Source organism: Arthrobacter sp. MAHUQ-56 (assembly GCF_019710585.1).
In the GTDB taxonomy this organism is placed as follows: domain Bacteria; phylum Actinomycetota; class Actinomycetes; order Actinomycetales; family Micrococcaceae; genus Arthrobacter.
In genome coordinates this window covers 152012-177832 of sequence record NZ_JAIFZQ010000020.1, presented here as the reverse complement: position 1 = coordinate 177832, position 25821 = coordinate 152012, and the positions used below count along the sequence as shown (strand labels likewise).

General features: G+C 67.5%; 24 protein-coding genes. 10 read left to right on the top strand and 14 right to left on the bottom strand.

Annotated elements, in window-relative coordinates; translation table 11 throughout:
• Positions 1–42: 42 nt before the first annotated feature.
• A complete protein-coding gene (gene pta / locus K4G53_RS13185) occupies positions 43–2157 on the bottom strand; it encodes a phosphate acetyltransferase (protein ID WP_221386152.1) in 2115 nt (704 codons plus the stop codon).
• 351 nt (positions 2158–2508) lie between these two features.
• Here pta and K4G53_RS13180 point away from each other — a divergent pair, with 351 nt between their 5' ends.
• From K4G53_RS13180 to K4G53_RS13160, 5 genes are all read left to right on the top strand, one after another.
• Positions 2509–2967: a hotdog fold thioesterase gene (locus K4G53_RS13180; protein ID WP_221386151.1), complete on the top strand. Its 459-nt coding sequence runs from the start codon at positions 2509–2511 to the stop codon at positions 2965–2967.
• Between the two features lie 6 nt (positions 2968–2973).
• A complete protein-coding gene (gene paaK / locus K4G53_RS13175) occupies positions 2974–4350 on the top strand; it encodes a phenylacetate--CoA ligase PaaK (RefSeq protein WP_221386150.1) in 1377 nt (458 codons plus the stop codon).
• Between the two features lie 58 nt (positions 4351–4408).
• Positions 4409–5047, top strand: coding sequence for a TetR/AcrR family transcriptional regulator (locus K4G53_RS13170; RefSeq protein WP_221386149.1), 639 nt, complete (start codon positions 4409–4411; stop codon positions 5045–5047).
• A gap of 101 nt (positions 5048–5148) precedes the next feature.
• Positions 5149–6288 (top strand): S1C family serine protease, encoded by a 1140-nt coding sequence (locus K4G53_RS13165; protein WP_221386148.1) that lies wholly within the window; start codon positions 5149–5151, stop codon positions 6286–6288.
• Positions 6289–6319: 31 nt separating this feature from the next.
• Positions 6320–6622 carry a hypothetical protein gene (locus tag K4G53_RS13160; RefSeq protein WP_221386147.1) on the top strand — a complete coding sequence of 101 codons (303 nt, stop codon included), beginning with the start codon at positions 6320–6322 and terminating at the stop codon, positions 6620–6622.
• A 72-nt stretch (positions 6623–6694) separates the two neighbouring features.
• On the opposite strand, the gene K4G53_RS13155 is transcribed toward K4G53_RS13160, so the two are convergent.
• Complete coding sequence (locus tag K4G53_RS13155) at positions 6695–7102, bottom strand: VOC family protein (protein ID WP_221386146.1); 408 nt, start codon at positions 7100–7102, stop codon at positions 6695–6697.
• Positions 7103–7240: 138 nt separating this feature from the next.
• Positions 7241–9352, bottom strand: a complete 2112-nt coding sequence (paaZ, locus tag K4G53_RS13150) for a phenylacetic acid degradation bifunctional protein PaaZ (RefSeq protein ID WP_221386145.1) — start codon at positions 9350–9352, stop codon at positions 7241–7243.
• 142 nt (positions 9353–9494) lie between these two features.
• On the opposite strand from paaZ, the gene K4G53_RS13145 reads away from it, so the two are divergent.
• The gene (locus K4G53_RS13145) at positions 9495–9926 is read left to right on the top strand and encodes a PaaI family thioesterase (protein ID WP_221386144.1); all 432 of its coding nucleotides are present in this window, start codon (positions 9495–9497) and stop codon (positions 9924–9926) included.
• A gap of 19 nt (positions 9927–9945) precedes the next feature.
• On the opposite strand, the gene K4G53_RS13140 is transcribed toward K4G53_RS13145, so the two are convergent.
• Positions 9946–12519 (bottom strand): S1 family peptidase, encoded by a 2574-nt coding sequence (locus K4G53_RS13140; RefSeq protein ID WP_260323594.1) that lies wholly within the window; start codon positions 12517–12519, stop codon positions 9946–9948.
• Between the two features lie 58 nt (positions 12520–12577).
• On the bottom strand, positions 12578–13309 hold the full coding sequence (locus K4G53_RS13135) for a tyrosine-protein phosphatase (RefSeq protein ID WP_221386143.1): 732 nt from the start codon (positions 13307–13309) through the stop codon (positions 12578–12580).
• A gap of 107 nt (positions 13310–13416) precedes the next feature.
• On the opposite strand from K4G53_RS13135, the gene K4G53_RS13130 reads away from it, so the two are divergent.
• Complete coding sequence (locus tag K4G53_RS13130) at positions 13417–14337, top strand: SGNH/GDSL hydrolase family protein (RefSeq protein WP_221386142.1); 921 nt, start codon at positions 13417–13419, stop codon at positions 14335–14337.
• Positions 14338–14343: 6 nt separating this feature from the next.
• Here the strand turns inward: K4G53_RS13130 and K4G53_RS13125 are convergent, their stop codons facing one another.
• Positions 14344–14952, bottom strand: coding sequence for a GNAT family N-acetyltransferase (locus K4G53_RS13125; protein WP_221386141.1), 609 nt, complete (start codon positions 14950–14952; stop codon positions 14344–14346).
• A 76-nt stretch (positions 14953–15028) separates the two neighbouring features.
• Here K4G53_RS13125 and K4G53_RS13120 point away from each other — a divergent pair, with 76 nt between their 5' ends.
• Positions 15029–15262 carry a DUF6480 family protein gene (locus K4G53_RS13120; protein WP_221386140.1) on the top strand — a complete coding sequence of 78 codons (234 nt, stop codon included), beginning with the start codon at positions 15029–15031 and terminating at the stop codon, positions 15260–15262.
• 18 nt (positions 15263–15280) lie between these two features.
• On the opposite strand, the gene K4G53_RS13115 is transcribed toward K4G53_RS13120, so the two are convergent.
• From K4G53_RS13115 to K4G53_RS13100, 4 genes are all read right to left on the bottom strand, one after another.
• Positions 15281–16165, bottom strand: coding sequence for a 3-hydroxyacyl-CoA dehydrogenase family protein (locus tag K4G53_RS13115; RefSeq protein ID WP_221386139.1), 885 nt, complete (start codon positions 16163–16165; stop codon positions 15281–15283).
• Between the two features lie 3 nt (positions 16166–16168).
• Positions 16169–16972: an enoyl-CoA hydratase/isomerase family protein gene (locus K4G53_RS13110; protein WP_221386138.1), complete on the bottom strand. Its 804-nt coding sequence runs from the start codon at positions 16970–16972 to the stop codon at positions 16169–16171.
• Positions 16972–18198, bottom strand: coding sequence for a thiolase family protein (locus K4G53_RS13105; protein WP_221386137.1), 1227 nt, complete (start codon positions 18196–18198; stop codon positions 16972–16974). The genes K4G53_RS13110 and K4G53_RS13105 overlap by 1 nt, the downstream gene beginning before the upstream one ends.
• A gap of 117 nt (positions 18199–18315) precedes the next feature.
• Complete coding sequence (locus tag K4G53_RS13100; RefSeq protein ID WP_221386136.1) at positions 18316–18996, bottom strand: pentapeptide repeat-containing protein; 681 nt, start codon at positions 18994–18996, stop codon at positions 18316–18318.
• A gap of 106 nt (positions 18997–19102) precedes the next feature.
• On the opposite strand from K4G53_RS13100, the gene K4G53_RS13095 reads away from it, so the two are divergent.
• Positions 19103–19279, top strand: a complete 177-nt coding sequence (locus tag K4G53_RS13095; protein ID WP_221386135.1) for a CsbD family protein — start codon at positions 19103–19105, stop codon at positions 19277–19279.
• A 121-nt stretch (positions 19280–19400) separates the two neighbouring features.
• Here K4G53_RS13095 and K4G53_RS13090 read toward each other — a convergent pair whose 3' ends face one another.
• Together K4G53_RS13090 and K4G53_RS13085 are read right to left on the bottom strand one after the other, a co-directional pair.
• Positions 19401–20477, bottom strand: coding sequence for a DNA polymerase IV (locus K4G53_RS13090; protein ID WP_221386134.1), 1077 nt, complete (start codon positions 20475–20477; stop codon positions 19401–19403).
• Between the two features lie 210 nt (positions 20478–20687).
• Positions 20688–22148 (bottom strand): amino acid permease, encoded by a 1461-nt coding sequence (locus tag K4G53_RS13085; RefSeq protein ID WP_221386133.1) that lies wholly within the window; start codon positions 22146–22148, stop codon positions 20688–20690.
• A 208-nt stretch (positions 22149–22356) separates the two neighbouring features.
• Here K4G53_RS13085 and K4G53_RS13080 point away from each other — a divergent pair, with 208 nt between their 5' ends.
• Positions 22357–23118, top strand: a complete 762-nt coding sequence (locus K4G53_RS13080; protein ID WP_221386132.1) for a CPBP family intramembrane glutamic endopeptidase — start codon at positions 22357–22359, stop codon at positions 23116–23118.
• 25 nt (positions 23119–23143) lie between these two features.
• On the opposite strand, the gene K4G53_RS13075 is transcribed toward K4G53_RS13080, so the two are convergent.
• Both K4G53_RS13075 and K4G53_RS13070 read right to left on the bottom strand, forming a co-directional pair.
• Positions 23144–24886 (bottom strand): hypothetical protein, encoded by a 1743-nt coding sequence (locus K4G53_RS13075; RefSeq protein ID WP_221386131.1) that lies wholly within the window; start codon positions 24884–24886, stop codon positions 23144–23146.
• A 3-nt stretch (positions 24887–24889) separates the two neighbouring features.
• Positions 24890–25819: a carbohydrate ABC transporter permease gene (locus K4G53_RS13070; protein ID WP_221386130.1), complete on the bottom strand. Its 930-nt coding sequence runs from the start codon at positions 25817–25819 to the stop codon at positions 24890–24892.
• Positions 25820–25821: the final 2 nt, after the last annotated feature.

Genomic DNA, 25821 nt, shown 5'->3' with positions numbered 1-25821 from the left:
CACTTGCGAAAGTGCCGGCGTCGTCCTTTGCAGGTTGCGGCCTTAGACGCCCGGGGCGTGCGCCGGGCCCTGGTCCGGCGCCGGAACCTGCGCCTGCGCCTGGATCGCCGTAATGGCCACCGTGTTCACGATGTCCTCCACCGTGCAGCCGCGCGAGAGGTCGTTCACGGGCTTCCGCAGCCCCTGCAGGACCGGACCGACGGCGACCGCGCCGGAGCTCTGCTGGACCGCCTTGTACGTGTTGTTGCCCGTGTTCAGGTCCGGGAAGATAAAGACCGTGGCCTGCCCCGCCACCGATGACCCCGGCATCTTCGACGCCGCGATGGAGGCGTCTACGGCGGCGTCGTACTGGATGGGCCCCTCCACGGCGAGGTCCGGGCGCCGCTCGCGCACCAGTTCGGTGGCCTGCCGCACCTCGTCCACCGCCTTCCCGGCACCGGAGCCGCCCGTGGAGTAGGACAGCATGGCCACCCGGGGCTCCACCCCGAACTGCGCGGCGGTCTCGGCAGACGCCAGCGCGATGTCCGCCAACTGCTCCACGTTCGGGTCCGGGTTCACGGCGCAGTCGCCGTAGACCAGCACCCGGTCCGGCATGAGCATCAGGAACACCGAGGACACGATCTTCACACCGGGCCGGGTCTTGACGAACTCGAGGGCCGGCCGGATGGTGTGGGCCGTGGTGTGCGCGGCGCCGGACACCATCCCGTCCACCACGCCAAGCTGCACCATCATGGTGCCGAAGTAGCTCACGTCCTGCATGATCTCCAGGGCCTTGGACACGTCCACCCCCTTGTGCGCCCGAAGCTCGGCGTACTTCTCCGCGAACGTCTGCCGCAGGTCCGAGGTCGCCGGGTCCACGATGTTGATACCCGTGAGGTCGATGCCGCTGGCCGCCGCGAGCTCGCGGACGTCAGATTCGGGGCCGAGGACCGTGAGGTCGCAGACATCGCGGCGGTGCAGTATTTCGGCCGCCCGCAGGATGCGCACATCCGTCCCCTCGGGCAGCACCACGTGCCGGCGCTGGGCCCTGGCCCGCTCGATGAGGTCATGAAGGAAGCGCAGCGGCGTCATCCGCTCGGGCCGGGGCAGGTGCAGCCGCTCCACCAGCTCGGTCTCGTCCACCCGGCGCGACCACAGCCCCAGGGCGGACGCCACTTTGCGCCGGTGCCCGGACCAGATCTCGCTGCGGACCTCTGAGACGCGCTTTGCGGTGGTGTAGGTATCGTCATGCGCGGCGAACACCGGGAACGGGGCCTGGGCCAGCAGCGGATAGATGTTGGCGTCCGGCGCCAGGCCGCCGGTGAGCACCAGGGCCGAGGGAACGGGAAATTCCGGCGAGAACGACGACGCCAGGCAGGCCACCATCACGTCAGCCCGGTCGCCCGGCACGATCACCAGGGCGCCCTCGTCCAGCACGTTGAGGAAGTTGCCCACGTTCATGGCGGCCACCTTGATGTCCTTGACGTCGCGCTCCATGTCCGCCCGGCCCGCGATCTGCCGGACACCAAGCGCCGCGGCCACCTCGCCGGTGGTGGGCCGGGCGATGTCCTCCAGCTCGGGGAAGATGTACACGGGCCGGTTCGAGGCGCCGGGCTTGAGGGCCGCGGCGATCCCGTCCAGGTCTTCCGGGTCTGCGCGGTTCACCATGATGGCCAGCAGCGAGCACCGTTCGGCAGCAAGCTCCTTGCGCGCAACTTCGACGGCGGCGGCGGCCTCGGCCACGGTGCGCCCCTTTGCCCCCACCACGGCCACCACCGGCGTGGCGAGGTTGTTGGCCAGGCGTGCGTTGAGGTCGAATTCGACGGCGGCGTCCTGGCCCGTCAGGTCCGTCCCCTCCACGATCACCACGTCGCAGTGCCGGGCGATCTCCGCGTAGATTTCCACGCAGCGCGCGTCGATTTCGGCCCGGTTGCCTTCGGCCAGCAGGGTGCGGACCTCCTCGAAGGTCAGGCCGCCGCGGCAGAGCCGGTCCTCCAGCCCGAACCGCGATTTCATAAGGGCCACCATGGGATCGTCGAAGGCCGTGCGGCCGGTGACCACCGGTTTGAAGAAGCCGATCCTGTCCGCGTGCCGGTGCAGGGTGTCCGCCAATCCCAATGCCACCAGGGACTTGCCTGATCCGGGAGTGGTTGCGCTGACGTAGATGCCCTTGGCCATGGTCCGCCCTTTGCTTGTTGCTGGTGCCGGTTGCGTTCCATCCTTGCACTTCCGTCCACGCCGGATGCCATTCCACCCGGCATCGGCTGGTCCGTAGCTGCCGTTTTGAGCACCCCAAGGACGACTACGCGGGCCCACGCCGGCCGGGTTCCATGTGCCTTCCAGCCCAGTTGCTTTTCCGCCCACCGAGCGGCGCGCCGCGGACGACGGCGTGTCCCCGCCTTCGGTCCCTCGAACCGGCCGAGTAAGCGGGCAGGAAGGCACACATCAAGTCCTCCTCCCCTTGACACCGGACCCCCTGATGGGATTACCTAATGAACATTCGGTAAATAAAGCTGGAGGCAATGACGCATGGCTGAAGCAACAATCTCCGGGGCCACCCACCCCATCCTGGAAAACGACTACGCCTCCGAATGGATGGGAATCGAGGTCCTCGCCCTCAGCGACGGCCACGCCACCATCCGCATGACCCTCCGGCAGGAAATGCTCAACGGATTCGGCATGGCCCACGGCGGAATGATCTTCGCCTTCGCGGACTCCGCCTTCGCCCTGGCGTGCAACCCCGCCACCCCGGCACCCGGCGAGGAAAACAACATCACCGTGGCAGCCGGCGTCGACATCAATTTCCTCAAGCCCGCCTACCGCGGCCAGGTGGTCACCGCCATCGCCAACCGGCGCTCAACGGTGGGCCGCAGCGGCCTGTACGACATCCAGATCTTCGCCGCCGACCCCACCCAGCAGCCCGCCGCCACCCCGGGCGAACTCATTGCCGAGTTCCGCGGACGCAGCCGCACCATCTCCAAGAAGTAGGAACCCATGACCCTGCATGCCCCCGAAACCCCCGCCACCACCGCTCCCGCCTCAACGGACAGCACGGCCACCGACGCCGTCCTGGACCGCGAGGAGACCATCTCCCGCGACGAGCTCGAAGCCCTCCAGCTCAAGCGGCTGCAGGACACGGTGGCGTACGCCTACGACCGCGTGCCGCTGTACAAGCGCAAGTTCGACGAGGCCGGCATCCACCCCAGCGACCTGCGCCAACTCGAGGACCTGGGCAACTTCCCGTTCACCACCAAGGACGACCTGCGCGCAGAATACCCGTTCGGCATGTTCGCCGTCCCGCAGAGCGAGGTGGCCCGCATCCACGCCAGCTCGGGCACCACGGGCCGGCCCACCGTCGTCGGCTACACCAAGCAGGACCTGGCGGACTGGGCCAAGCTCGTGGCCCGCAGCTTCCGCGCCTCCGGCATCCGCCCCGGCATGAAGGTCCACAACGCCTACGGCTACGGCCTCTTCACCGGCGGCCTGGGCGCGCACGCCGGCGCCGAAGCCCTGGGCTGCACCGTCATTCCCATGTCCGGCGGCCAGACCGAACGCCAGATCCAGCTGATCCAGGACTTCCAGCCGGACGCCATCCTGGCCACCCCCACCTACCTGCTGACCATCGCCGACGCCATGGCGCACATGGGCATCGACCCCGCCTCCACGTCGCTGAAGTTCGCCGTGCTCGGCGCGGAACCGTGGACCCAGGAGATGCGGCACGAGCTCGAGGTCATGATGAACATCAAGGCCTGCGACATCTACGGCCTGTCCGAGGTCATGGGCCCCGGCGTGGCCGGCGAAGCCGTGGAAACCCAGGACGGCAGCCACATCTGGGAGGACCACTTCCGCCCCGAGATCATCGACCCCTTCAACCCCGCCCCGGGCAAGGAAAACGTCCTGCGCGACGGCGAACACGGCGAGCTGGTCTTCACCTCACTCACCAAGGAAGCCCTGCCGATCATCCGCTACCGCACCAAGGACCTCACCCGGCTCCTGCCCGGCACGGCCCGCCCCGCGCACCGCCGGATGGGCCGCATCACCGGCCGCAGCGACGACATGATCATCCTGCGCGGCGTGAACCTGTTCCCGTCCCAGATCGAGGAAATCGCCCTGCGGATCCCCGAACTGAGCCCGCACTTCCAGCTCGAACTCACCCGGCCCGAAGGCCAGCGGATGGACCAGCTGACCGTCCGGATCGAGCGCCGGGACGCCGTCACTGTTGAGCAGAGCACGACGGCGGGACGCACCCTGAAGGAGCAGATCAAGATCCACGTGGGTTCTTCGTGCACGGTGGACGTGGTGGAACCCGGCTCGCTGGAGCGGTCCAACGGCAAGCTGCGCCGGATCTACGACCTGCGGCCGAAGGGATAGCCGCGGCGGCACCGCACGCGTCCCGGACCTACCGACCGTTCATGAGAAACTAGCCTCTATGCCCAGCCCCACTGAAACCACCAGCACCAACGGCACAGCCGTCAACGGCACAGCCAAGCGGGGCCGGCCCGGCTACGACCAGCAGTCCGTGCTGCGGATCGCTGTGGACGTCTTCAACCGGCACGGCTATGACGCCACCTCAATGGGCATCCTGGCCGAGAACCTGGGCATCTCCAAGTCCGCCATCTACCACCACGTGCCGTCCAAGGGCGATCTGCTCAAGCTCGCCCTGGACCATGCCCTGGGCGGACTGGAGGCCATCCTGGAGCAGCCCGAGGCTACCTCCGGCGCGGCGGACGCCCGCCTGGAGTTTGTGCTGCGCGAGACGGTGGCCGTGCTGGTGGACCGGCTGCCGTTCGTCACGCTGCTCCTGCGGCTGCGTGGCAACACGGAGATCGAGCGGGATGCGCTGGAACGCCGGCGCGCGTTCGACCACAAGGTGGCCGGCCTGATTTCCGCGGCCCGGGACGAGGGCTCGCTGCGCCAGGACATCGACCCCCGGACCGTCTCCCGGCTCCTCTTCGGCATGATCAACTCGATCGTCGAGTGGTACCGGCCGGGCGGCTCCCTGTCCCCCAAGCGCCTGGCTGACGACGTGATCACTATGGCGTTCGACGGCCTTCACGCGGACGCATAGGCATCCCGCAGCCCTCCCGGCACCAATAATAAGCGTGCTTGGTATTTTCCCCGCTCCCCGGCTACGGTGGTAGAAAGCCACCGTCCGCAGGGAGGTTCCAGATGCCACTGGCCACCAGTCCAGCACGCCCTACCCGGCACCGGACCGCCACCGGAGCAGCGCTGCTGGCTGCCGCCGTCGCGCTTTCCGCCTGCACCGGCTCGCCCGCTCCCCCGGCTCCCACCGGGTCCTCCACGGGCCAACCATCGGCCTCCGCCGGCTCCGCACCCGCTCCCTCCACCGCCGGGTCCACCTCCGGGGCGTCCCCGGCAACCGGCACGGATGCGGGCACTGCGGCAGGCAACCTGCCGCAGCTCGTCGAAAACCTCTCGCCCTCCGTGGTCACCATCTTCACCGAGGGCGGACTGGGCAGCGGCGTGGTGTACTCCGCGGACGGGCTGATCCTCACCAACGAACACGTCATCCGCGGTGCCACCAATGTTGAGGTGGGGTTCGCCGACGGCCAGCGGGTGGAAGGGACGGTCAAGGCCAGCGACGCCGTGACGGACCTGGCGCTGGTGCAGGCGAAACGTACCGGCCTGCCGAAGCCCACTTACCAAAGCAACCTGCCCAAGGTGGGCGAGGGCGCCCTGGTCCTGGGCTCCCCCCTTGGCTTCGAGAACACCGCCACGGCCGGCATCATCTCCGGCCTGCACCGCTCCATCCCCGGATCGGCCTCCAACAGCCTGTCCCTGGTGGACCTGATCCAAACCGACGCGCCGATCAGCCCGGGGAACTCCGGCGGCGCCGTCATCAATATGCGCGGCGAGGTGATCGGCATCAGCGAGGCCTATATCCCGCCGTCGTCCGGCGCTGTTTCCCTGGGCTTCGCCATTCCCGCGGCCACTGCCGTTGACGTCGCCGAGGAGCTGCTGGCCACCGGCAGCGCCAAGCACGCCTACCTGGGCCTGACCCCCGGCGAGCTGACGGCGCAGATCGCCGAGCAGCTGGGCGTCGAGGAAGGGGCCGGCGTCGTGGTGCTCGCCGCCGACGCAGACGGACCGGCGGGGCGCGCAGGAATCCGTCCGGGCGACGTCCTGGAGTCCATGGAGGGGGCGAAACTCACCACTCCCGAGCAACTCCTGGCGGAACTGCGCAAGCGCAACCCCGGCGATACCGTGGGGTTGAAGGTCAAGCGCGGCGACCAGAGCCTGGATGTCAAGGTTGACCTCACCGACCGGCCCGCCGGAACCAACCGATAGTCCAACCACCACCCGATAGGAAGGTAAGAACATGAGCCGCAAGGAAGAACCCGACGCAGGCTTCATCGTCCCGGATCCGTCCAAGATCCGCGAGGACATCCCCGGCGATGCCGGCGACGAAGCAAACGTGATCCGCTTCAGCGAGGAGCAGGCCCTGATCGAGGAACAGTCGCACGGTATCCGGCCCGAAACCTACAGCGTTCCCTCAGGAGGGCCCACCATGGACGAGGCCCGCGGGAACATGGACCTCTCCGACCGCAGCGAGTCCGGCGGCGGCACCGGCCCGGAGGATGACAGCAGCGACGACAGCCTGCACGGCGGCGCCGAAAGCTGAGCGGAGCCGTACGGCACAGACAGCAGCAGGGGCATCCCGATCCGACCGGGGCGCCCCTGCTGTCCTGTGCAGCTAGAGCTGGTACTCGAGCCTGCCGCCGAGGTTTTCATGGACGCACAGGATATTGTGCTCGGTGTCCATGAACCAGGCGCACTTCTCCGAGTCCGTGGTGCAGATGTGGTTCTCCGTCTTCAGGGTGGGCAGGTTGTAGTCCTGGAACCTGACACCCCGGGCTTCCATGTCCCGGACGGTCGCCTCGATGTCCGTGACCTCGAAACTCAGGGCGGTGTGCTCTGAGTGCTTCCCGTCGGATACCGTCATCAACTCCAGCAACGGGCCGCCGTCGATACCGAGCAGTTCGTTGCCGTCGTCCGTCACTCCGCGGTGCGGCAACCCGAGCTTCTCGGTGTAGAAACGGCGGGCGCGTTCCGCGTCATCGACCGGCAGGATGGTTATGGCCGAGTTCATTGTCAGATGCATGGCGCACCTCCTTGTGAGCAGAATCTTACGCCCGCGAAACCCAAAAGGTACCCGCCCTTCTTCCCCCGATGCTCTATCACTTTTGGTCCCTAAAACCGGGGTTTAGGGACCAAAAGTGATAGAGCAACTGGAGGGTTGTTACTTCTCGACGAGGGTGAGGACGTCGTAGGTGGCCACGATGTCGTCGTCCTGGTTGGTGAGGACGGCGTCCCAGGCCACCTCGCCGTATTCGTCGGTTTCGCGCGGGGTGATCTTCTTGGCCGTCAGCGTCACCCGGATGGAGTCGCCCGCTGCCACGGGTGTGATGAAGCGCAGGTTCTCCAGGCCGTAGTTGGCCAGGACGGGGCCCGGGGCCGGCTCCACGAACAGGCCGGCACCCCAGGACAGCAGCAGGTAGCCGTGCGCCACGATGCCCGGGAAGAAGGGGTTGGCTTCCGCGGCTTCTTGGTTGGTGTGGGCGTAGAACGTGTCCCCGGTGGAGTTGGCGAACGCAGTGATGTCCTCCAGGGTGACCTGCCGGAGGTCGGAGCGGACGGCGTCGCCGATCCGGAGGGTGGACAGGTGCTTCCGGAACGGATGCGTTCCCTCGGTCTCGAGCGTGAAGTTCCGGTCCGCTCCGGCATGCCAGACGCCGGTGACGGCAGTGAGCATGTTGGGCGAGCCCTGGATGGCGGTGCGCTGCATGTGGTGGAGGACGGAACGGATGCCGCCAAGCTCCTCGCCGCCGCCGGCGCGGCCGGGTCCGCCGTGGACCAGGTGCGGCACGGGCGAACCGTGGCCGGTGGACGAGCGGGCATCCTCACGGTTCAGCATCAGGACGCGGCCGTGGTGTGCGGCGATGCCGGTGACCAGTTCCCGAGCCACGTCGGGATCGTTGGTGCACACGGACGCCACCAGCGACCCGCCACCGCGGGCGGCGAGGCGGACGGCGTCGGGGAGGTCCTGGTAGCCAACCACGGAGGATACGGGCCCGAACGCTTCCAGCGAGTGGATGGCTTCGGCCTCCGGGTTGTCCCAGTTCAGGACCACGGGGGCCATGAACGCGCCGCCCTCCACTACCCCCGTGGTTCCGTCGGCGGAGGTGACCGACGGCGATTCGAGGGTTCCGTACGCAAGCTCACCGCCGGCGTCGAGCATGGCCTGCACGGCCGCACGGACGTCCTCAAGCTGCTCCACGGACGCCAGCGCGCCCATGGTGACGCCCTCGCCGCGGGGGTCGCCCAGGACAACCCGCTCAGAGATCCGCTTGCCGATGGCGGCGGAGACGGCGGGGACCAGTTCCTGCGGCACGATGGCGCGCCGGATGGCGGTGCACTTCTGGCCGGCCTTGACAGTCATCTCGGTGACCACGGACTTGACGAAGGCCTCAAATTCCGGGGTGCCCTCCACGGCGTCGGGCCCAAGGATCGCGGCGTTCAGGGAGTCGGTCTCCGAGGTGAAGCGGACGCCGCCCTCCACCACATTGGGGTGGGACTTCAGGGACTTGGCCGTGGACGCGGAGCCGGTGAAAGCCACCAGGTCGCGGTAGTCCAGCACATCCAGCAGGCCGCGGACCGAGCCGGAGACCAGCTGCAGCGAGCCTTTGGGCAGGATGTTGGACTCAACGATGGCTTTGACCACGGCTGCTGCAACGTAGCCGGTGGGGGTGGCAGGCTTGACGATGGTGGGGACTCCGGCGATGAACGCGGGGGCGAATTTTTCGAGCATGCCCCAGACCGGGAAGTTGAACGCGTTGATCTGCACTGCGACGCCCGGGATCCGGGTGTAGATGTGCTCTCCGGCGAAGGAACCGTCCTTGGACAGCACCTCCATGGGGCCGTCCACCACTACCTGGGAGTTGGGCAGCTCGCGGCGGCCCTTGGAACCGAACGTGAAGAGGACGCCGATGCCGCCGTCGATGTCCACCATCGAATCGATCTTGGTGGCCCCGGTCTGGTAGGAGAAGCCGTAGAAGTGCTCCCTGCGGGCGTTCAGGTACTGGGCCAGCTCTTTGAGCTTGAGGGCACGCTGGTGGAAGGTCAGCTTGCCCAGTTCGGACTGGCCTGTGGTGCGGCCGTACTCAACCACTGCTCCGAGGTCCAGGCCCTCCGTGCTGACCTTGGCCAGGATCTCCCCCGTGCTCGCATCACGGACAGGGACAGCGGAAGCCGACGAGCCGGCGTCGGGCGTCCACCAGGCATCCATGACGAAGCTGGGCACTGTCTCCACGGTGTCGACCGTGGCCTGGGGAGCTGTGGCGGTGGTGGTCATCGTTGACGGGTCCTTCCAACAAGGGTGCAGGAAACAGGCAGATCATTACTGACCGTCCGTTCGGTAATATATTTACCATACAGGAATGTGCCCCGGTGCACACTAGAAGCCGGTGCATAAACCGCCATCCGAAGGAGAGCACATGAGCGCCCCCACCCCCGACCACTCCCCCACCCAGCACGAACTGTGGAAGATTACGCTCGGCGAGCTTGACGAGAAGATGGGCGTGAAGATCCTGGAGGAGTCCGTGGAGCGCGTGGTGGCCACCATGCCCGTGGAGGGCAACCGGCAGTCCTTCGGGCTGCTGCATGGCGGCGCCTCCTTGGCCGTGGGCGAGGCCGTGGGGTCCTGGGCCGCCGTCATCCACGCCAGCACCATGGGCAAGACGGCGGTGGGCGTGGATGTCTCCGCCACGCACCACCGTTCCGCGCGCGAGGGCCAGGTGACCATCACGGCGACCCCGATCCACCTGGGCGGCACGCTGACCACGCATGAGGTGCTGATCACCAACGACGCCGGCCAGCGGCTTTGCACCCTGCGCATCACCAATCTGCTGATGCGGCGCCACAAGTAGCGGCTACCGGGGGTGCCGGCTACCGGGCGGAACGCTTCCGGCGCCGGACCACCACCGTCAGCACGGCCCCGGCGACAATGGCCGCCACGGCGGCAATCGCTGCGGGGACCAACGCGGAGGAGCCAGTGTACGCCAGGCCGGCAGCGGCGGAGCGGCCGGTGTTTCCGCCCGTATCGGCAAGGGCAGCGGGTGCAGTGGCAGGCGGGGCATCAACGGAAAACGTGACGCGGGCCGGGGCGGAATCAACACCGTCCACTGCTTGCGTCACCAGCATGGTGTGGCTGCCGACAGCCAGTCCTGCGGGAAACGGTGCGGTCCATCCGCCACCTGCCACCAGGACCAGCGGCGACAGGGCGTTTCCGGCAGAGCGTGCTCCCGCAGTCCCGGCAACCACCGTGCCACCGACAGGCTTCCCGTCGATGGACACAGCAACATCCGCTCCGTCCACTCCGGTCCCCGAGATCGTTGCAGGCAGGGCGTCCTGCACGAGGTGCTGCCCCTCGGAAATGCTCGACACCGCCGGGGGCGGCGGCATGACGGCAAAGTTCGCCGATGTTGCAGGGCTGTCCGGGAGTCCGGGGTAGGACTGCACTGCCGCTACGTGCACCGTTCCGTATGCGCCCGGGGTGGCCAGCTTGATCGACCAGCGGCCGTCTGCGCCGACCAATGCCGAGCCGGCGGCATCACCGGACAGGGCCACCGTGGCTCCGGGCGTCCCGGTGCCTTCGACCGTTTCCAAGGCGGGCAACGGATCCGCGGCGGCGGTGATGGTCGGTGCGGGAAGGAACGAGGGGGAAATGGTGACGTTTATTGGTACTGCACCGGACCGGCTCAAGCCGTTCACGGTCTCGGCCTCGAACGTGAACGGGCCCGGTGCTTCCGGCGCAGTGAAGGACCAGTTGCCGCCGGCATCCACGGGTACCTCAAACGGCTGCCGGCCGGCGTAGGTAATGCGGACCTGCGATCCGGCGGCCACGGCGGAAGCGGGGGCTGCCGGGACGCGGCCGGTGATGCTGGTGCCGGCCTTGAACGTGTTGTCGGCTGGGCCCACCAGCGCGGGCTTGTTCAGGAAGAGCTCCAGCTGGTAGCCGGGCAGGACTTTGAGGGAGTCCTGGAGGGTGGCCGCCACGGCAATGTTCTGGGCACCGCCCGACTCCCCGGCGGAATGCGTGCCAACCGCGAAGTTTCCGCTGATCCACGGACCGCCCGAGTCGCCTCCGGCGGACTGCACGTCGTAGGACAGGAACCCGTTGAACGCGCGGATGTCGTTGTGACGGGGATCCGTGGGGTCGTCGACGTAAGTGGGGCCGCCAACCAGGAAGATCCCAACGGCGCTGATGTGGCCGCAGGACCATCCCGTCCTCCACCCGGAGCGGCAGACCGGCATGCCCACCACCGGCGGAGCGGTTCCAATGATTTTGACGTCCGGGCCCGGCTCCGACGGGCTTTCATATGTACTGCTGGCCGGCAATGGGTCCAGGTCCTGCCTGATGTCTCCGATGACTGCAATGTCCGTTCCCACATTGCCCGGGGTGGGGCTGTTTGGATTCAGCACCGAGGTGTTTCCGGGACCGCCAAACTGGCTGAACTGGAAGCTGCCCAGCCGGCCGGCCGTGTTTCCCCCAAGAAGCAGGTCCACTGTGGTGGCTGTCCCATCTTCTGCGCAGTGTCCGGCCGTCAGCACAGCAGGCAGCCCCGCGGGATCAAAGGCGGAGAAGCCTGTGGAACAGGTGAACCCGGTATCGGACCTGTAGCCGACACCGCCGGGGACCTCAGCTTCCGGCTTGAGGGGGGCGGCGCCGTCGAGCACAACGTTGGCGTACCTGGAGACGAACTCGGCCGGAGTTATTTTTCCGGGACTTGCGCCAGCCCCTGCCGTTGCGGGGGCCGCTGCCCCTGTCGTTGCGGGGGCCGTTGCCTTACCGTCAGGTGCCGATTGGGCCGCGGCAACTCCGCCCGTGCGGATCACGAACTTTCCGGCGTCTGAAACCACGGCCTGCAACCCTGTTGTCCCCACCTCGCGGAGGTAGGCCTGGAAGAGCTGCTCAGCGCTGACTGCGATTTGGCGGGCGGGAGGCGCCTCGCCACTTGAAGAACCCTGAGGCTGCTGCGGCACGGTGGACGGTGTTTGCGGTTCCGGTGCAGGGGCGGCTGGAGCCGTCGGGGCCACCACCACGAACCCCGCCCCACCGGACTTGTTCAGTTCATCCACCCGGGCCTGGAGGGCAGGGCCGCTGCCTTGGACCTGGATCTTTCCGTTCCCGAGGCTGAGACCGACGTACCCCGCGATGCCCCGCAGGGAGTCCAGGGCCTGCATCGCCTTCCGGCCAAGCTCGCCGCTGGCGTTGAATTCGGCCAGGCTCATGCCCAGGTCGCGGAGGACCGCCTCGGACAGACCATCGCTGGACATGCCTTCGCTGGGCAGGCCCTCGCCGGCGAGGGCAGCCGAAGCCGGACTGCCCGTCGGAGCGGGGCGGGCATCGGGGGTCTCGGCGAACGCGGTGGGCCCAAGGCCGGCACCCAGCGTGAAGAAGACACCGGCCATCGCCCCTGCCGCAAGAATCCTGTTCCTTGGTGCTGCGGTTCTGCTCATGTTCGTCTCTCCGCCGATCGACGTGACTGAGGAACTTGAGCACCTCATGTCACACAGGTCACATGAGCCCCATTGTATCCGCGCCGGCGGCACAGAGTGCCAGGACGGCCTCCAGTTCCGCCTCCCGGAGCCCGTGCGCCAGGAGGAAAGAGCGCGTATCCAGCTCCCGGACAAACGCCACGACGGCCAGTCCGCGCTCCTCCAGCAGCGGTGCAAGGTCCGGCTCCGGCAGGTACCGCTCACGGTCATGCGGCGGCCCGTGGGTGCGGTACCGTTCGTTGATCCCGCGGGCGCCCTGCCGGTAGCCCTCCGCGATGGCGTGGTCCGAGTGGCCCGCGAGGTCCTGGACCATGGCCGCGACGAGCCCGCTGCGGTCCCTGCCCGCGGCACAGTGCAGCACCACGCGCCCCCTGGGGGCCGCCAACGCCAGCGCCCGGAACACGCCCACCAGTTTGTCCGGGAAAAGCCGGGCGTTCTCGGCGTAATGGGCGGGATCGTTTAGGTAGGGCCCCGTGACGGCAGCGAACCGCAGGTCGCCGGGCTCCTCGGTGGGCGCGGACACCACGTCGATGCCGGCCAATGCAGCGGCCGTAATCTTAGGGTCTTTGTCCCGGCGCCGCGCCTCAGCAGCGTTGCGGAGATCGATGACGGTGCGGACGCCGTCGTCGAACGCCTGCCTCCACCCGGCCTCCGTCAGCCATTCGCGCCGTCCCATCCGGTAGACGCCGCCCGCAACGTGCCATGCATTGACAGCGCCCTCCCAGTCCAGGGGCCCGCGCCGGTTGCTCATGCGCCCAGCTAACCACACGGCGGGAACCCGTGACAGCCGGGACGGACGGGAGTACCGTGGCTGCCACGTGCCCGGGCCCGGGACAGCTGAGCACTGAGGGGGAATTCATGAAGACTTCATTGGCACGACGGCGGCACCCGGCTTTCGGAGCCGCGGCGGCGGCCCTGGCAACCACCGTGGGCATCGGCGCCGTTCCAGCCGCAGCCGCCCCGCCGTCACCGCATGTTGACGTTGTGGCGCTGGGCGATTCGTACACCGCGGGCACCGGCGCCGGCGCCTGGGCCTGGACCTTTCCCTGTATCCAAACGGACGGCGGATACGTGGATGTGCTGGCCGCTGATCCGCTCGTGGAGTTGACCCGGAACCAGGCCTGCCACGGAGCGCTGCTGGATTCGACCGCCCAGCCCGGGAACGTCCCCAGCGTCATGGACCAGGTGCATGCCCTGACGGTTTCCGGGGAGCTGTCCGGGCGGACTGAACTGGTCACCCTCACGGCGGGTGCCAATGATGTGGGCGTAAATACGACGCTGTTCGTGTGCAGCACCGGCACCTACCAGGCCTGCCAGGACGCCGTCCGGACCAGCACCGAGGCACTCTACGCCCTCAAGCCCGCACTCACCCAGGCCTACGTCGCCATCCACGAGGTGGCCCCCCGGGCAGCCATCGCCGTGCAGGGGTACCCGTTACTCTTCGACCCCGCCGCCGGCTACCCCGTCATGCCGGTCGAAAACCAGCAACTGGTCAACCACGGCACCACCGCCCTTAACCAGGCGCTGGCGGAAGCCGCCGCGGACGCAACCAACAAGTTCCGGGCCAACGTGAAGTTCGTGGACGTTACCGCGCGGTTCACCGGACACGCCGCAAACTCCCTGGATCCGTGGGTCTACTTCAGCCCCGTTCAGGTGCCGGCTCCCGATGGCAGCCTGACGCCGGACCCGCGGAACTTCCACCCGAACAGCACCGGACACCAGCAGTACGCGGCGGCAGTGGAAGCCGTGGTCCCGCTGCCGGCACTTGCCCGGCGGTAACCCAGCCTAGCCGCGCCGGTCCAGCCGGCATTCCAGTCCGGCGCGGACGGCCGGCCACTCGTGCTCCAGGATGGAGAACACCACGGTGTCGCGCAGGTTCCCGTCACTGGTTCTCGAGTGGTTGCGGAGCACGCCGTCCTGCTTGGCGCCCAGCCGGACGATGGCCTGCCGTGACTGGTGGTTGAGCCAGTGGGTGCGGAACTCCACGGCAGGGCAGCCGATGGTTTCGAAAGCGTGGCGGAGCAGCAGGAGCTTCGAGTCCGGGTTGGTGCCTGTTCCCTGGGCAGAGGCCGCGTTCCATGTGGAGCCGATCTCCACCCGGGGCGTGGCAGCGTCGATGTTCATGTAGGTGGTCATGCCGATGATGCGCCCGGCGCCGCCACTTTCGGCGTCGATCAGCCGCGTGGTGAACGGCAGCATGGAGCCCTGCTCCTGCAGGTCCAGCCGGCGCCGGATTTCGGCGGCCATGTGTTCGGGGGCCGGCACCGACGTGTACCAGAGTTTCCAGAGCTCGCCGTCTGTTGCCGCCTCCACCAGGCCGTCATGGTGTTCCTCGGCGAGTGGCTCCAGGATTACGCGGCGGCCGGTCAGGGTAAGGGGTTCAAGGAAAGTCACAGCACCCAGCCTAGGGCCGCCCACCATGGCCGGTTACGCTGGGGCAAGCACCAGGACGGCAACCAAGGGAGTTATCGTGTCAGGCACCAACCCGGATCCGCAGGACGACAAAATCACTGGCCTGGAGCCTGGCGGCGGGGTTCCGCCGGGCGAGACCCCGCCGGGGGAAGCGTCGACGGCAGGCCCGCAGGGGCACGACGAACACGGAACCCGCAAGGGCACGCAGTTCCTGTGGATCGCCATCATCGGCGTCGTCGTCCTGCTGTCCCTGCTCTATTTCATCGGCTACATCGTGGGATTTTTCGACTAGGCCCATGGGCCGGGAGGCTCAGCTGGGCCAGTCGAAAAAGCCCTTGCCGGTCTTGCGGCCAAGTTCGCCCCGGGCCACCTTGTCCTTGAGGATCTGCGGCGGCGCGAAGCGCTCGCCCAGGGTGGAGTGCAGGTACTCCGCGATGCCCAGGCGGACGTCGAGGCCCACGATGTCAGTGGTCTTAAGCGGCCCCGTGGGGTGTTTGTAGCCCAGCACCATGGCGGCATCGATGTCCTCGGCCGAGGCCACGCCCTCCTCCACCATCCGCATGGCCTCCAGCGCAATGGCCACGCCCAGCCGTGAGGACGCGAAACCCGGCGCATCGTTGACGACGACGGCGGTCTTGCCGAGTGCCTCCACCCAGGATTTTGCCGCGACGGCGAGTCCGGGAGACGTGCGCTCGCCCAGCACCACCTCGATGAGGGTCGATGCCGGCACGGGGTTGAAGAAGTGCAGGCCGAGGAAATTTTCCGGCCGCTTCAGTTCGCGGGCCAGGCCATTGACGGACAGCGAGGACGTGTTGGACGCGATGAAGTCGCCCTCCCCCAGCCGTTCCTCGATGCCCCGCAGCGCGGTGACCTTGAGGTCCCAGTCCTCGGGAACGGCCTCCACCACGAGCTTCCGCCCCGCAAAGTCGTCGTAGTCGGTGCTGACGGTGAGGCGGGAAACGAGCTCCTCGAAGTTGGCGTCCACGCCGCCGCGTTCGATGCTTTTCAATGCTGCGGATTCCACGCGTTCCCGGGCCGCTTCGGCGGAGACGTCGTCGCGCTCCACCACCAGGACGTCGGCGCCCTTGATGAGGAAGGCGTGGGCGATGCCCGCGCCCATGCGGCCCCCGCCGAGCACACCCACGAAGTGGGGCAGGTCAATGAGAAGGTCCGGGTTCACTGCTGGCTCACTCATGGTCTACTTTCCGTCGGCGGGGTTGGCGGAGGCGGCCTTCTTCGCTGCGTTGCGGTCCAGGAAGGCCTGCATGCGGTCGAATTTGGCCTGGGATTCGAAGAGGATGCCCTGCGCCAGCTGGTCGATGAGCGGATGCGCTTCCGCCGGTGCGTGGAATACGGATTTGGTGATCCGGACCGCGAGGGGGTCCTGGCGCCCGATCCTGTTCGCCAGGCTGTGGGCTGCCTCCAGCAGGTCCGCGGGGTCGTGGATCTCGGTGATGAGGTTGATGGCGCGGGCCTCCTCGGCTCCGAGCACCTGCCCGGCCAGGAGGATCTGTTTGGCCATCGGTTCGCCCACGAGTTCCTTGAGCCGCCAGCTGGCACCGGCGGCCGCGAGGATTCCCAGCCCTGTTTCCGGGTTGCCGATCCGCACGTTGGGGGTGCCGATCCGGAAGTCGGCGGCGTAGGCCAGTTCCGCTCCGCCGCCCAGGCAGTAGCCGTCCAGGGCGGCGATGACCGGCATGGGCAGCTTGGCGATGCGGACGAAGATGGTGGAGTTGATGCCCTGCAGGGCGTCGTCCCGGCGCCGTTCCCGGAGCTGGGCGATGTCGGCGCCGGAGGCGAATACCCCGTCAACGCCGGCGATGACCAGGATTTTGGGGTTTTGTTCCAGTGCGGCGCAGACGGTGTGCAGTTCATCCACCATCTGTTGGTCGATGGCGTTCTTCACCTCGGGCCGGTTGAGCAGCACCACGACGCGGTCGTCCCGCTCCTCGACCAGGAGGGCGGTGAACTCCTCCGCCGCCAGGTCTACCGGGGCCGCCATCAGATCTTCTCCAGGAGCATCGCGGTACCCTGGCCGACGCCCACGCACATGGTGGCGAGGCCGATCTTCGCGTCTTCGCGTTCCATTCGCCCCAGCAGGGTGATGGCGATCCGCGAGCCGCTGGAACCGAGCGGGTGGCCCAGGGCGATGGCGCCGCCGTCGCGGTTCACGATCTCCGGTTCCAGTCCAAGCCGCCGGATGCAGGCCAGGGACTGGGTGGCAAAGGCTTCGTTAAGTTCGACGGCGGACAGGTCGCCGACGCTGAGGCCGCTGCGCTTGAGCACCTTCTGCGTGGCCGGGACCGGGCCGATGCCCATGATCTCGGGCTCGCAGCCGGCGGAGGCGCCGTCGATAATCCTGGCGCGGGGCGTCAGGCCCAGCCGCTCAATGGCGGCCTCGGAGGCGATGATGATTGCCGAGGCGCCGTCGTTGAGGGACGAGGAGTTTCCGGCCGTCACCACGGAGCCGCCGTGCGCCACGGGCCTGAGGCCGGCCAGGACGTCGAGGGTGGTGCCGGGGCGCGGGCCTTCGTCGGTGTCCACCACGGTTTCGGATTTGCGGGTTTTGACGGCGACCGGGACGATCTCGTCCTTGAAGCGGCCTGCTTCAATGGCTTCGAGGGCCAGCTGGTGCGAGCGGACGGCGAACGCGTCAGCGTCCTCGCGAGAAATACCGTCAACCCGTGCCACTTCCTCCGCCGTTTCCGGCATGGAGTAGGTCATCTTGCCGTCACGGGACAGGCCGCCGTGCTGGAAATGCGGGTTCGTGAAGCGCCAGCCGATCGAGGTGTCGAAGATCTGGCCCGGCTTGGCGAAGGCGCTGGTGGGCTTCTCCTGCACCCAGGGTGCCCGGCTCATCGATTCGACGCCGCCGGCGATGACGATGTCCGCGGCCCCAGCCTTGATCATGTGGCTCGCCTGGATGATCGCGCTCAGGCCGGAGGCACACAGCCTGTTGACGGTGATTCCGGGGATGTGGAGCGGCAGCCCGGCAAGCAGGGTGGCCATCCGGGCAACGTTCCGGTTCTCCTCCCCGGCCCCGTTCGCGTTGCCCAGGATCACCTCGTCGATGCTCTCCGGGTCAAGGCCCGCCCGTTCCACGGCCTCCCGGAGCACGAGGGCGGCCAGGTCGTCAGGCCGTACGGAAGACAACGCACCTCCGTACCTGCCCACCGGCGTACGGACCCCGCCAACAAGGAAAGCCTGCGGACCTGCAGCTGCAGCCATGGAAACACCCTTCACGCGAAAACAGCACTGTCATCGGCGCCGGCATCGCAGACTTGATCCACTTACCGACCGTTCGTTCTGTAAATAGTACATGCCAGCCGGAAGATGCGCACCCGGCTAGAGGACGGTGACACCGAGGTGCGCGGCGAGCAGCGGCGCCAGCAGGCCCAGCTGGTACTCGTCGATCACCAGCCCGGACAGGCTGCCCAGCCCGCTGATGCGGCGGAAACCGGTGCCGCGGATGTCGAAATCCTTCAGCCCGGCGCCGGCAAGATCCAGCGATCCCACGGTGCAGCGCTCCAGCTTCACGCGGGCCGCGGACGCGCCGCCGAGGTCCAGTTCATTGATGATGCAGTCCGTGATGAGCACGTCCGCGAGTTTGGCGCCCCGCAGGTTCAGGAAGTCCAGCTTGCCGCCGTCGATGCGGACCGACTGCCAGCCGCTCTCATACAGTTCGGCAGACCCCAGCCGGGGATTGTGGAATTCGACGTCGCGCCAGGTGGAACGGGCGGCGCGGAAGACCGGCGCATAAAGCTCGGACAGCACGCAGTCGCGGAAGGAGGCACCGCGGAGCTGGGCGTCATTGAAGGACGCCCCGTCGAACCTGCACTCGGCAAAGACCGCCTCAGCCAGGTCCAGCCCGTCGGCCGACGCCCCGCTGTACCGGACGGCGTCGTGCCTTCCCCCGCGGCGGAAGGCCGGCCCTGACCGATCCGCAGGCTGATCCAACACCGCAGGCAGCGCCACGGGCGAAAGCCGGGGTGCGGCGGTCTTGGCTGGGGCAGCACGCTTGGTCATACCCCTGAGCCTAGCGGCGTCCTGCAGGGCTTGAAGAAAGTAAGCATGCTTTGTGTTAGGGTGAAAAAGCACTGTTGATCAACGGAAACGAAAGGAGGCCACCACCATGGGCCTCGGAGACAAGATCAGTAACGCTGCAGAAGATCTGGGCGGCAAGGCCAAGGAAGCCACGGGCAACGCCACGGACAACGACCGCCTGAAGGCGGAGGGCCAGGCGGACCAGGTCAAGGCCGACGCCAAGAAGGTTGGCGAAAGCGTCAAGGACGAGTTCAAGCGCGACTAGGTCCTTGGCTGTTGCAGCCGCAGCGAACGGCGTGCTGCAGCAGCCCGAACGGCGGCGGATTCCTACGGGATCCGCCGCCGTTCTGCTGCCCCGGGAATGCCTGCTGTCCGGGGAGAGTCCGTCACCATCCGCTCCGGGTGGGGGTATGCCCCTGCCGCGAGCCTTCCGGCATCGTCATTTCGGCCCGCAGCCCAAGGAGCCGGACAGGGCGGCCGGGCTCGATTTTCGCCACCAGGTCGAGGGCGCGTGCCAGTACCTCCGCGGGATCCGGGGTTTCCGGGATCTTCCGTGCATAAGTCCTGGTGAGGAACGGTGCGTAGCGGACCTTAAGCGTCAGGCCAATCACCGGCCGCCCTTCGGCAGCGACGTCGTCCATGACGTGCGCCGCCAGGTCCCGCACCGCGTCCTCGATCTGCTGCGGGTCTGTCAGGTCGCGCTGGAAGGTGGTTTCGCGGCTGTGCCCCCGCGCCACCCAGGGTGTGTCATCGACGGTCCTTGAGCCGTCGCCCCGCCCGAGCTGCGCATACCAGGGCCCCATCTTCGGACCGAATTCCGGGACCAGGTCGTCGGGGTTGCAGGCCGCAAGCCCGGCAACGGTCCTGATGCCGAGCTTGGCGAGGCGGGCCGACACCTTGGTCCCCACGCCCCACAGTTCCACCGTCGGCCGGCTCCCCATGACATCGAGCCAGTTGTCCGCGGTGAGCCGAAAGACGCCGGCCGGCTTGCCGAACGTCGTCGCTACCTTGGCCCGGAGCAGGGTATCGCCGATGCCCACGCTGCAGTGCAGCCGGGTTTCGGCCAGGACGGCTTGCTGCAGCTGTCGGGCGTAGGCCTCGGGGTCCGGAGTCTGCACGCCAACGAACGCCTCGTCCCAGCCGAGCACCTGGACGGTGGCGCCGGGCTGGGAGCGCAGCACCGCCATGACTTTTTCGGAAGCTTCCATATACGCCTCGTGGTCCACGGGGAGGATGATGGCGTCGGGCACCTTCCGTGCCGCGATGCGCAGCGGCATGCCGGAACCGACGCCGTAGGCCCTGGCTTCATAGGACGCCGTCGACACTACCGCCCGCTCCGTGGGATCGCCGCGGCCGCCGACGATCACCGCCTTGCCCGCGAGCTCGGGCCGGCGGAGCACTTCAACGGCTGCGATGAACTGGTCAAGGTCCACGTGCAGCACCCAGGGTTCGCCCACAGCCATAGTCTGCCGCGCAGACGGCCCGTCGCCAAGCAAACACGTGTGTGCTCCCGCCCGGTTACTTGAGCGGAACAGCGGTCCCAGATGGGGACACGCCGCACTCCCCGGCGGGCCGTCATGGGCAAGCGGGCAGGAACGCACGCAGGAAACGCCGACGGCGGGCCCGCCCTCCCCAAGGGGCGTCCCGCCGTCGCACGTTATTCGCGAAAAGTGCTAGCTGTACAGCTCACTCTTGGGCTGGTTGTTCTTGACCTTCTGCCAGCCCAGCCACAGGAGCACGGCGAAGAACGGGACGGTACCCAGGGTCCAGAGGCCCAGGTAGAAGACCTCGCCGTCCTTGCTGGTCATGGTGTCGAAACCGATGAGCACGGTGATGGCCAGCAGGCCCAGCAGGCCCGCCCAGCTGGTCCACGGCGAGCCGGGCATGGGCAGGGTGGAGGCGTTGCCAACCTTCTTCCGCAGCATGATCTGGCTGGCAAAGATGGAGCCCCAGCAGAAGATCACGCCGATGGAAGCGGTGTTCAGCGCCAGGTCGAAGGCGTGCGAGCCACCCAGCCAGATGTTCAGCAGGATGCCCACCAGGTAGAAGGCTGCGATCGCCAGGATGGCCGCGTACGGGACGTGCCGCTTGGACATTTTGGTGAGCCACTGCGGGGCGTGGCCGTTGTTGGCCATGGTGCGGAAGACGCGGCCGATCGAGTACAGGCCGGAGTTGCACGAGGACAGGGCCGCGGTGATGACGATCATGTTCATCACGTCGCCCACCCAGCTGAGGCCCATCTGGCCAAAGACGGTGACGAACGGGGAGGTGCCGGCCTTGTACTGGTCGGACGGCAGGAGCATGGCGAGCAGGGTCACGGAACCGACGTAGAACACCACGATACGCAGGACGACGGCGCGGATCGCCTTGGGCACTTCGCGTTCCGGGTTCTGCATCTCACCGGCGGTAATGCCGACAAGCTCGATGCCGTTGTACGCGAAGATCACGGCATTGAGGACGAGGACCATTACCAGGGCGCCCTTGGGGAACATCCCGCCTTCGGCCGCGAACAGGTTGGCGACGGAGGCATGGCCTGCGCCGACCTGCGCGTTGGTGACCACCATGAAGGTGCCCACGGCGAGGAAGATCAGGATGGCGCCCACCTTCAGGCAGGAGGCCCAGAACTCGAATTCGCCGAACGCCTTGACGCTGAGCAGGTTGACGGCCACCAGGAGCACCAGCGCGGCGATGGCCGAGGCTTCCACCGGGACGTTGGGGAAGAAGAACTGGAAGTACAGGCCGATGGCGATGAGTTCGGCGATGCCGGTCATGCCCCAGTTGATGAAGTACATCCAGCCGGACAGGTAGGCGCCCTTCTTGCCGAACATTTCGCCCGCGTAGCTGACGAAGGAGCCGGAGGTCTGGCGGTACATGATGAGTTCGCCCAGGGCCCGCATCAGCAGGTAGGCGATGACGCCGGCGATGGCGTAGGAGAAGATGAGGGCCGGGCCGGTGGAGGCGAGGCGGCCGCCGGCGCCCATGAAGAGGCCGACGCCGATGGCGCCGCCCATGGCGATCATGGTGACATGGCGCCGGCCCAGCGTCTTGCTGTAACCCTCGGCGCTGAGGGTGGGGTCGACGGCGGTGGATGGTGCCGTGCTGTTCTGCAGTTCTTGGGGGGTACTTTGAGGCACAACGGTTCCTTGTGGGTTGGGGGGTTGGCCGCATCCGGGATACGAATGATCCAGCTCACAAAATTCGGCCTTTTGGCTATAAGGCCATCGTTTGTGAGCGCGATTGTTCGTGCAGCCGAAGCTTCACGCGGCTCGACTATCCTACTAGACCGCAGCGGGTGGTACGTGACGTGGGCTACACGCCCCCGCCCGGGGATAGGCTGAAGGCATGGCCACAGCCCACCGTTTACCGCCCGCCCCGCAGCCCCAGCTGTACCGGTTCTCGCCGATGGACGGCGCCACGCTGTGCCTCTACGTGGCCATCGCCGCGTTCTTCGCCGTCGCCGGGGACCTGGTGGCGCCGCTGCTCCGGCAGATCGCTCCGTCCCCTGCTGCCGCCTCCTACGCGGTGAACCTGCTGTTCTATGCCTCCGTGGGAATACTCGCGCTTTTGGCCGCGCGCAAGGTGGTGGTGCGCGACCTCAAGGTCCTGGCGACCCGGCCATGGTTCACGCTCCTCATGGTGCCCGCCGCCGTGATCGCCATGATGATCCTCACCGCAGTGGTGGTGGCGGCGAGCGGCCAGGTGGAGACTTCGGTGAACCAGGCCGGGCTGCAGGCGCTCATGCAGCAGGTCCCCGCCTGGCTCATGGTTCCGCTGCTGGTGGTGGTGGGCCCGTTCGTGGAGGAGTACATCTTCCGTCACCTGCTGATCGGGAAGATGAGCCGGCGGGTGAACATCTGGATCTGCTGCGTCCTGTCAGCGGTCCTGTTCGCCGCACTTCACATTGTGGGGCAGGAAGCGATCACCCTGGCGGTGCTGCTCCCCTACCTGGCCATGGGCGCCACGCTGGTGTTCGTCTACGTGTGGACCGGCAAGAACGTGATGTTCTCCTACTTCGTGCACGCGGCCAAGAACCTGCTGGCCGTTATCCTGATCTACGCCATCCCGTCGGAACTTTTCGAGCAGATGCAGCACGTCCAGGCCTAGGCGCTGGACGTGGCGGATCCTGTGCTCAGGCCGGCAGGGTGTACCCCTGGAAGGTGAAAGCGCGGGTCCCGCTGGTACGGCCCGTAATGTAGACCTTGATGCCCTCGGCAGCGTTCGTGCCCCCGAGGTAGCGGTAGGACTCGCCCGGGTTGTAGGCAGCCGGAGCATCCGGATCGGCCGGCAGTCCCGGACCGAACGCAATGACGTCCCGGCCCACGCGGTACGTCCCCGTCCCTGACACCAGCTGGAAAGTCCCTGGGGCACCTGACGGTTCAACGCCGTCGAGCACTCCCCCCGGCCGGAACGTCAGTTCCAAGGCAAAGGCCGTGACTGTGCCGCCGAAGCTAATGTCCACGCTGGCCTGTCCGCCTTCGGCCTGGATGGTGATCTCCGTGGCGAGCCGGTGCACCGTGGCCGGCCGGAAGCCGAAGTCCATGCCGGCGCTGAACCTGCCTTCATGCTGCAGGTCGTAAAGGCCGTCCGCCCGCAGCTTCTCCGCGGGAAGCGGCTGGTAGAAGTTGGCCGCCAACTCCTCCGACAGAACCAGGGCGTTGCCGTTCCGTGCGGTCTGCTGGCTGCGGAACGGGCCCAGGTCGAAGAAACTCCGGGACAGCCGCACGTCCGTGAGCAGTGCCGCGCCGTGGCCGAAACGGAGGAAGGTGGGGTTGCTGGCCAGGCCCGAGACCACGCCCGGAACCAGCCGATCGCACCCGCCAAAAATCGTGGCCACGGAGGCACCTTCACGGAACCGGTAGACTCCGCAGCTCTCGAGCGCCGCTTCGGCAGGGGCAAGGGGCGTAGGCAGTGCCGGGATGACATCCGGCAGGGTGCCCGACGCCGGGACGTCCGGCCGTGCCCCGGCCAGCCAGGGGTCCAGCCGGGTGAGCGCAAGGAGCTTGGCGGGTTCGTGCAGGGGCAGTGCCGACAGCCAAGTGGCGGCGGCCGCGAACTGGGCGTTTCCGTCCTGGTGCGCCAACCGCCTGTACAGATGCAGGAACGGGGCGGCATGAAAGTTCATCCACTGGTCCTGCCGCCGGGAGAACACGGATTCCACCGTGCCGTCGGCGCTGAACCATGGCAGGAATGCGGCGAGGTTCCGCCTGACGTGGTCCAGGAGTTCGGGCCGGCCGGCGTTGTCCGCGATGGCCAGCAGTGACGGATTGGTGACAGCCGTGGCGTACAGGGGGCTGCGTTCGGAATACATGCCATCGGGCAGCTGGTCGATGCCCTCGGCGAGCCACTGCCCGATCCGGTCCGCGATGTCCTGGCGCGGCTGCAACCGGTGGATCCGGGCAAGTGCGGCGCACAGCTCCCACCGGTGGTTGGGCGTGTGGACGCCGCCGGCCACCATCGCATCAATGGCGCGTGCCACAATCCCCCTGAGCCTGCCATCCACCGGGGACAGCACACACTCGGGCTGACCGTCGGAGGAGCGGATGAGGCCCAGTGCCAGGCAGACGTCGTTCAAGGTGAACGCGGAATCCGGCGGCGAGCTGAGGTTGGTCCCGTCGAAAAGCCCGGCGGGGCCCTGCAGGGCCTCCAGCCGGTCCAGGCACTGGCCCATCGCCCGGGCCAGCCCCTCCTGCCGGTAAAAGCCGGAGCCGGGCTCGGTGAAGACCGCCACCAGGGCCAGCAGCCTGGCCATGGCGGGACGGTGCGCCAGCGCCGGCGCATCGTCGTCGTGCGTTTCCAGGAAGGCTTCCACATCCCGCTCCGCAGCCAGCGTCACGCGCCGGCGGAAGACTGCGTCAGTTGCTGTTGCGTGCACTTCCTAGTCCTTCAGTCCGGCGCTGACATCGGCGTTGAGCACGTATTTTTGGAAGACGAAGAAGATCAGGACCAGCGGGAGCAGGGAGATGACAGAGGCCCCCAGGAGCACCGGCCAGTCGATGTTTTCCGCACCGACAATGCTCCGCAGCGCCACTTGGAGCGTGTACCACTTGGGATCATTGAGCACGATCAGCGGCCAGATGTAGTCGTTCCAGCGCCACTGGAACGAAAAGATCGCCAGCGTGAACAGGATGGGCTTTGAGAGCGGAAGCATGATCCGGAAGAAGATGGCCAGCTCGCCGGCGCCGTCGATCCTTGCCGAGTGCAGCAGGTCGTCGGGAACCGTCAGGAAGAACTGCCGGAACATAAACACACCGGTGGCCGTCAGCACGGACGGGACGATGATGCCGGCCAGCGAGTTGTACAGACCCAGGTCGCGGATGACGGAGAACGTGGGATTCAGAATCACCTCGGTGGGCAGCATGGTGGTGGCCAGGATGCACACGAAGAACAGCCGGGTGCCCTTGTTGTTGTACTTGGCCAGCGCATAGCCGGTGCAGGCACTGAAGAAGACCGTGAGCACCGTGGTGGCGATGGCCACCGTGGCCGTGTTCAGGAAGTATTGGGCGAAGTTCACGCGTTCCCAGGCGTCCACGAAGCCCTGGAAGGTCCATTCCCTGGGAAGCATGGACAGCGGGTAGCTGAACAGCTCGCTGCCGGGCTTGAAGGAGCTGAGGATGAACCACAGCAGCGGGAACGCGTAGACGGCAGCAATCACCCACATCAGAACGGTGAGGGGAACGGAAACCTTCGCGCGCAGTTCCCGGTTTCCCGGTGCGCCATGCCGGGCCCGGGAAGCCTTGCCCGGCGCCCTTTCGACGTTCGGCGCGGGTTGCGCCGCCGCGGGAGGGAGGTTGGCAGCTGTTGTCATGG

What these genes read in the sequence shown, in the direction of transcription:
- pta (WP_221386152.1), bottom strand. Translation starts at nt 2,157, where the DNA reads ATGGCCAAGGGCATCTACGTCAGCGCAACCACTCCCGGATCAGGCAAG.
- K4G53_RS13180 (WP_221386151.1), top strand. Translation starts at nt 2,509, where the DNA reads ATGGCTGAAGCAACAATCTCCGGGGCCACCCACCCCATCCTGGAAAAC.
- paaK (WP_221386150.1), top strand. Translation starts at nt 2,974, where the DNA reads ATGACCCTGCATGCCCCCGAAACCCCCGCCACCACCGCTCCCGCCTCA.
- K4G53_RS13170 (WP_221386149.1), top strand. Translation starts at nt 4,409, where the DNA reads ATGCCCAGCCCCACTGAAACCACCAGCACCAACGGCACAGCCGTCAAC.
- K4G53_RS13165 (WP_221386148.1), top strand. Translation starts at nt 5,149, where the DNA reads ATGCCACTGGCCACCAGTCCAGCACGCCCTACCCGGCACCGGACCGCC.
- K4G53_RS13160 (WP_221386147.1), top strand. Translation starts at nt 6,320, where the DNA reads ATGAGCCGCAAGGAAGAACCCGACGCAGGCTTCATCGTCCCGGATCCG.
- K4G53_RS13155 (WP_221386146.1), bottom strand. Translation starts at nt 7,102, where the DNA reads ATGCATCTGACAATGAACTCGGCCATAACCATCCTGCCGGTCGATGAC.
- paaZ (WP_221386145.1), bottom strand. Translation starts at nt 9,352, where the DNA reads ATGACCACCACCGCCACAGCTCCCCAGGCCACGGTCGACACCGTGGAG.
- K4G53_RS13145 (WP_221386144.1), top strand. Translation starts at nt 9,495, where the DNA reads ATGAGCGCCCCCACCCCCGACCACTCCCCCACCCAGCACGAACTGTGG.
- K4G53_RS13140 (WP_260323594.1), bottom strand. Translation starts at nt 12,519, where the DNA reads ATGAGCAGAACCGCAGCACCAAGGAACAGGATTCTTGCGGCAGGGGCG.
- K4G53_RS13135 (WP_221386143.1), bottom strand. Translation starts at nt 13,309, where the DNA reads ATGAGCAACCGGCGCGGGCCCCTGGACTGGGAGGGCGCTGTCAATGCA.
- K4G53_RS13130 (WP_221386142.1), top strand. Translation starts at nt 13,417, where the DNA reads ATGAAGACTTCATTGGCACGACGGCGGCACCCGGCTTTCGGAGCCGCG.
- K4G53_RS13115 (WP_221386139.1), bottom strand. Translation starts at nt 16,165, where the DNA reads ATGAGTGAGCCAGCAGTGAACCCGGACCTTCTCATTGACCTGCCCCAC.
- K4G53_RS13110 (WP_221386138.1), bottom strand. Translation starts at nt 16,972, where the DNA reads ATGGCGGCCCCGGTAGACCTGGCGGCGGAGGAGTTCACCGCCCTCCTG.
- K4G53_RS13105 (WP_221386137.1), bottom strand. Translation starts at nt 18,198, where the DNA reads ATGGCTGCAGCTGCAGGTCCGCAGGCTTTCCTTGTTGGCGGGGTCCGT.
- K4G53_RS13100 (WP_221386136.1), bottom strand. Translation starts at nt 18,996, where the DNA reads ATGACCAAGCGTGCTGCCCCAGCCAAGACCGCCGCACCCCGGCTTTCG.
- K4G53_RS13095 (WP_221386135.1), top strand. Translation starts at nt 19,103, where the DNA reads ATGGGCCTCGGAGACAAGATCAGTAACGCTGCAGAAGATCTGGGCGGC.
- K4G53_RS13090 (WP_221386134.1), bottom strand. Translation starts at nt 20,477, where the DNA reads ATGGCTGTGGGCGAACCCTGGGTGCTGCACGTGGACCTTGACCAGTTC.
- K4G53_RS13080 (WP_221386132.1), top strand. Translation starts at nt 22,357, where the DNA reads ATGGCCACAGCCCACCGTTTACCGCCCGCCCCGCAGCCCCAGCTGTAC.
- K4G53_RS13070 (WP_221386130.1), bottom strand. Translation starts at nt 25,819, where the DNA reads ATGACAACAGCTGCCAACCTCCCTCCCGCGGCGGCGCAACCCGCGCCG.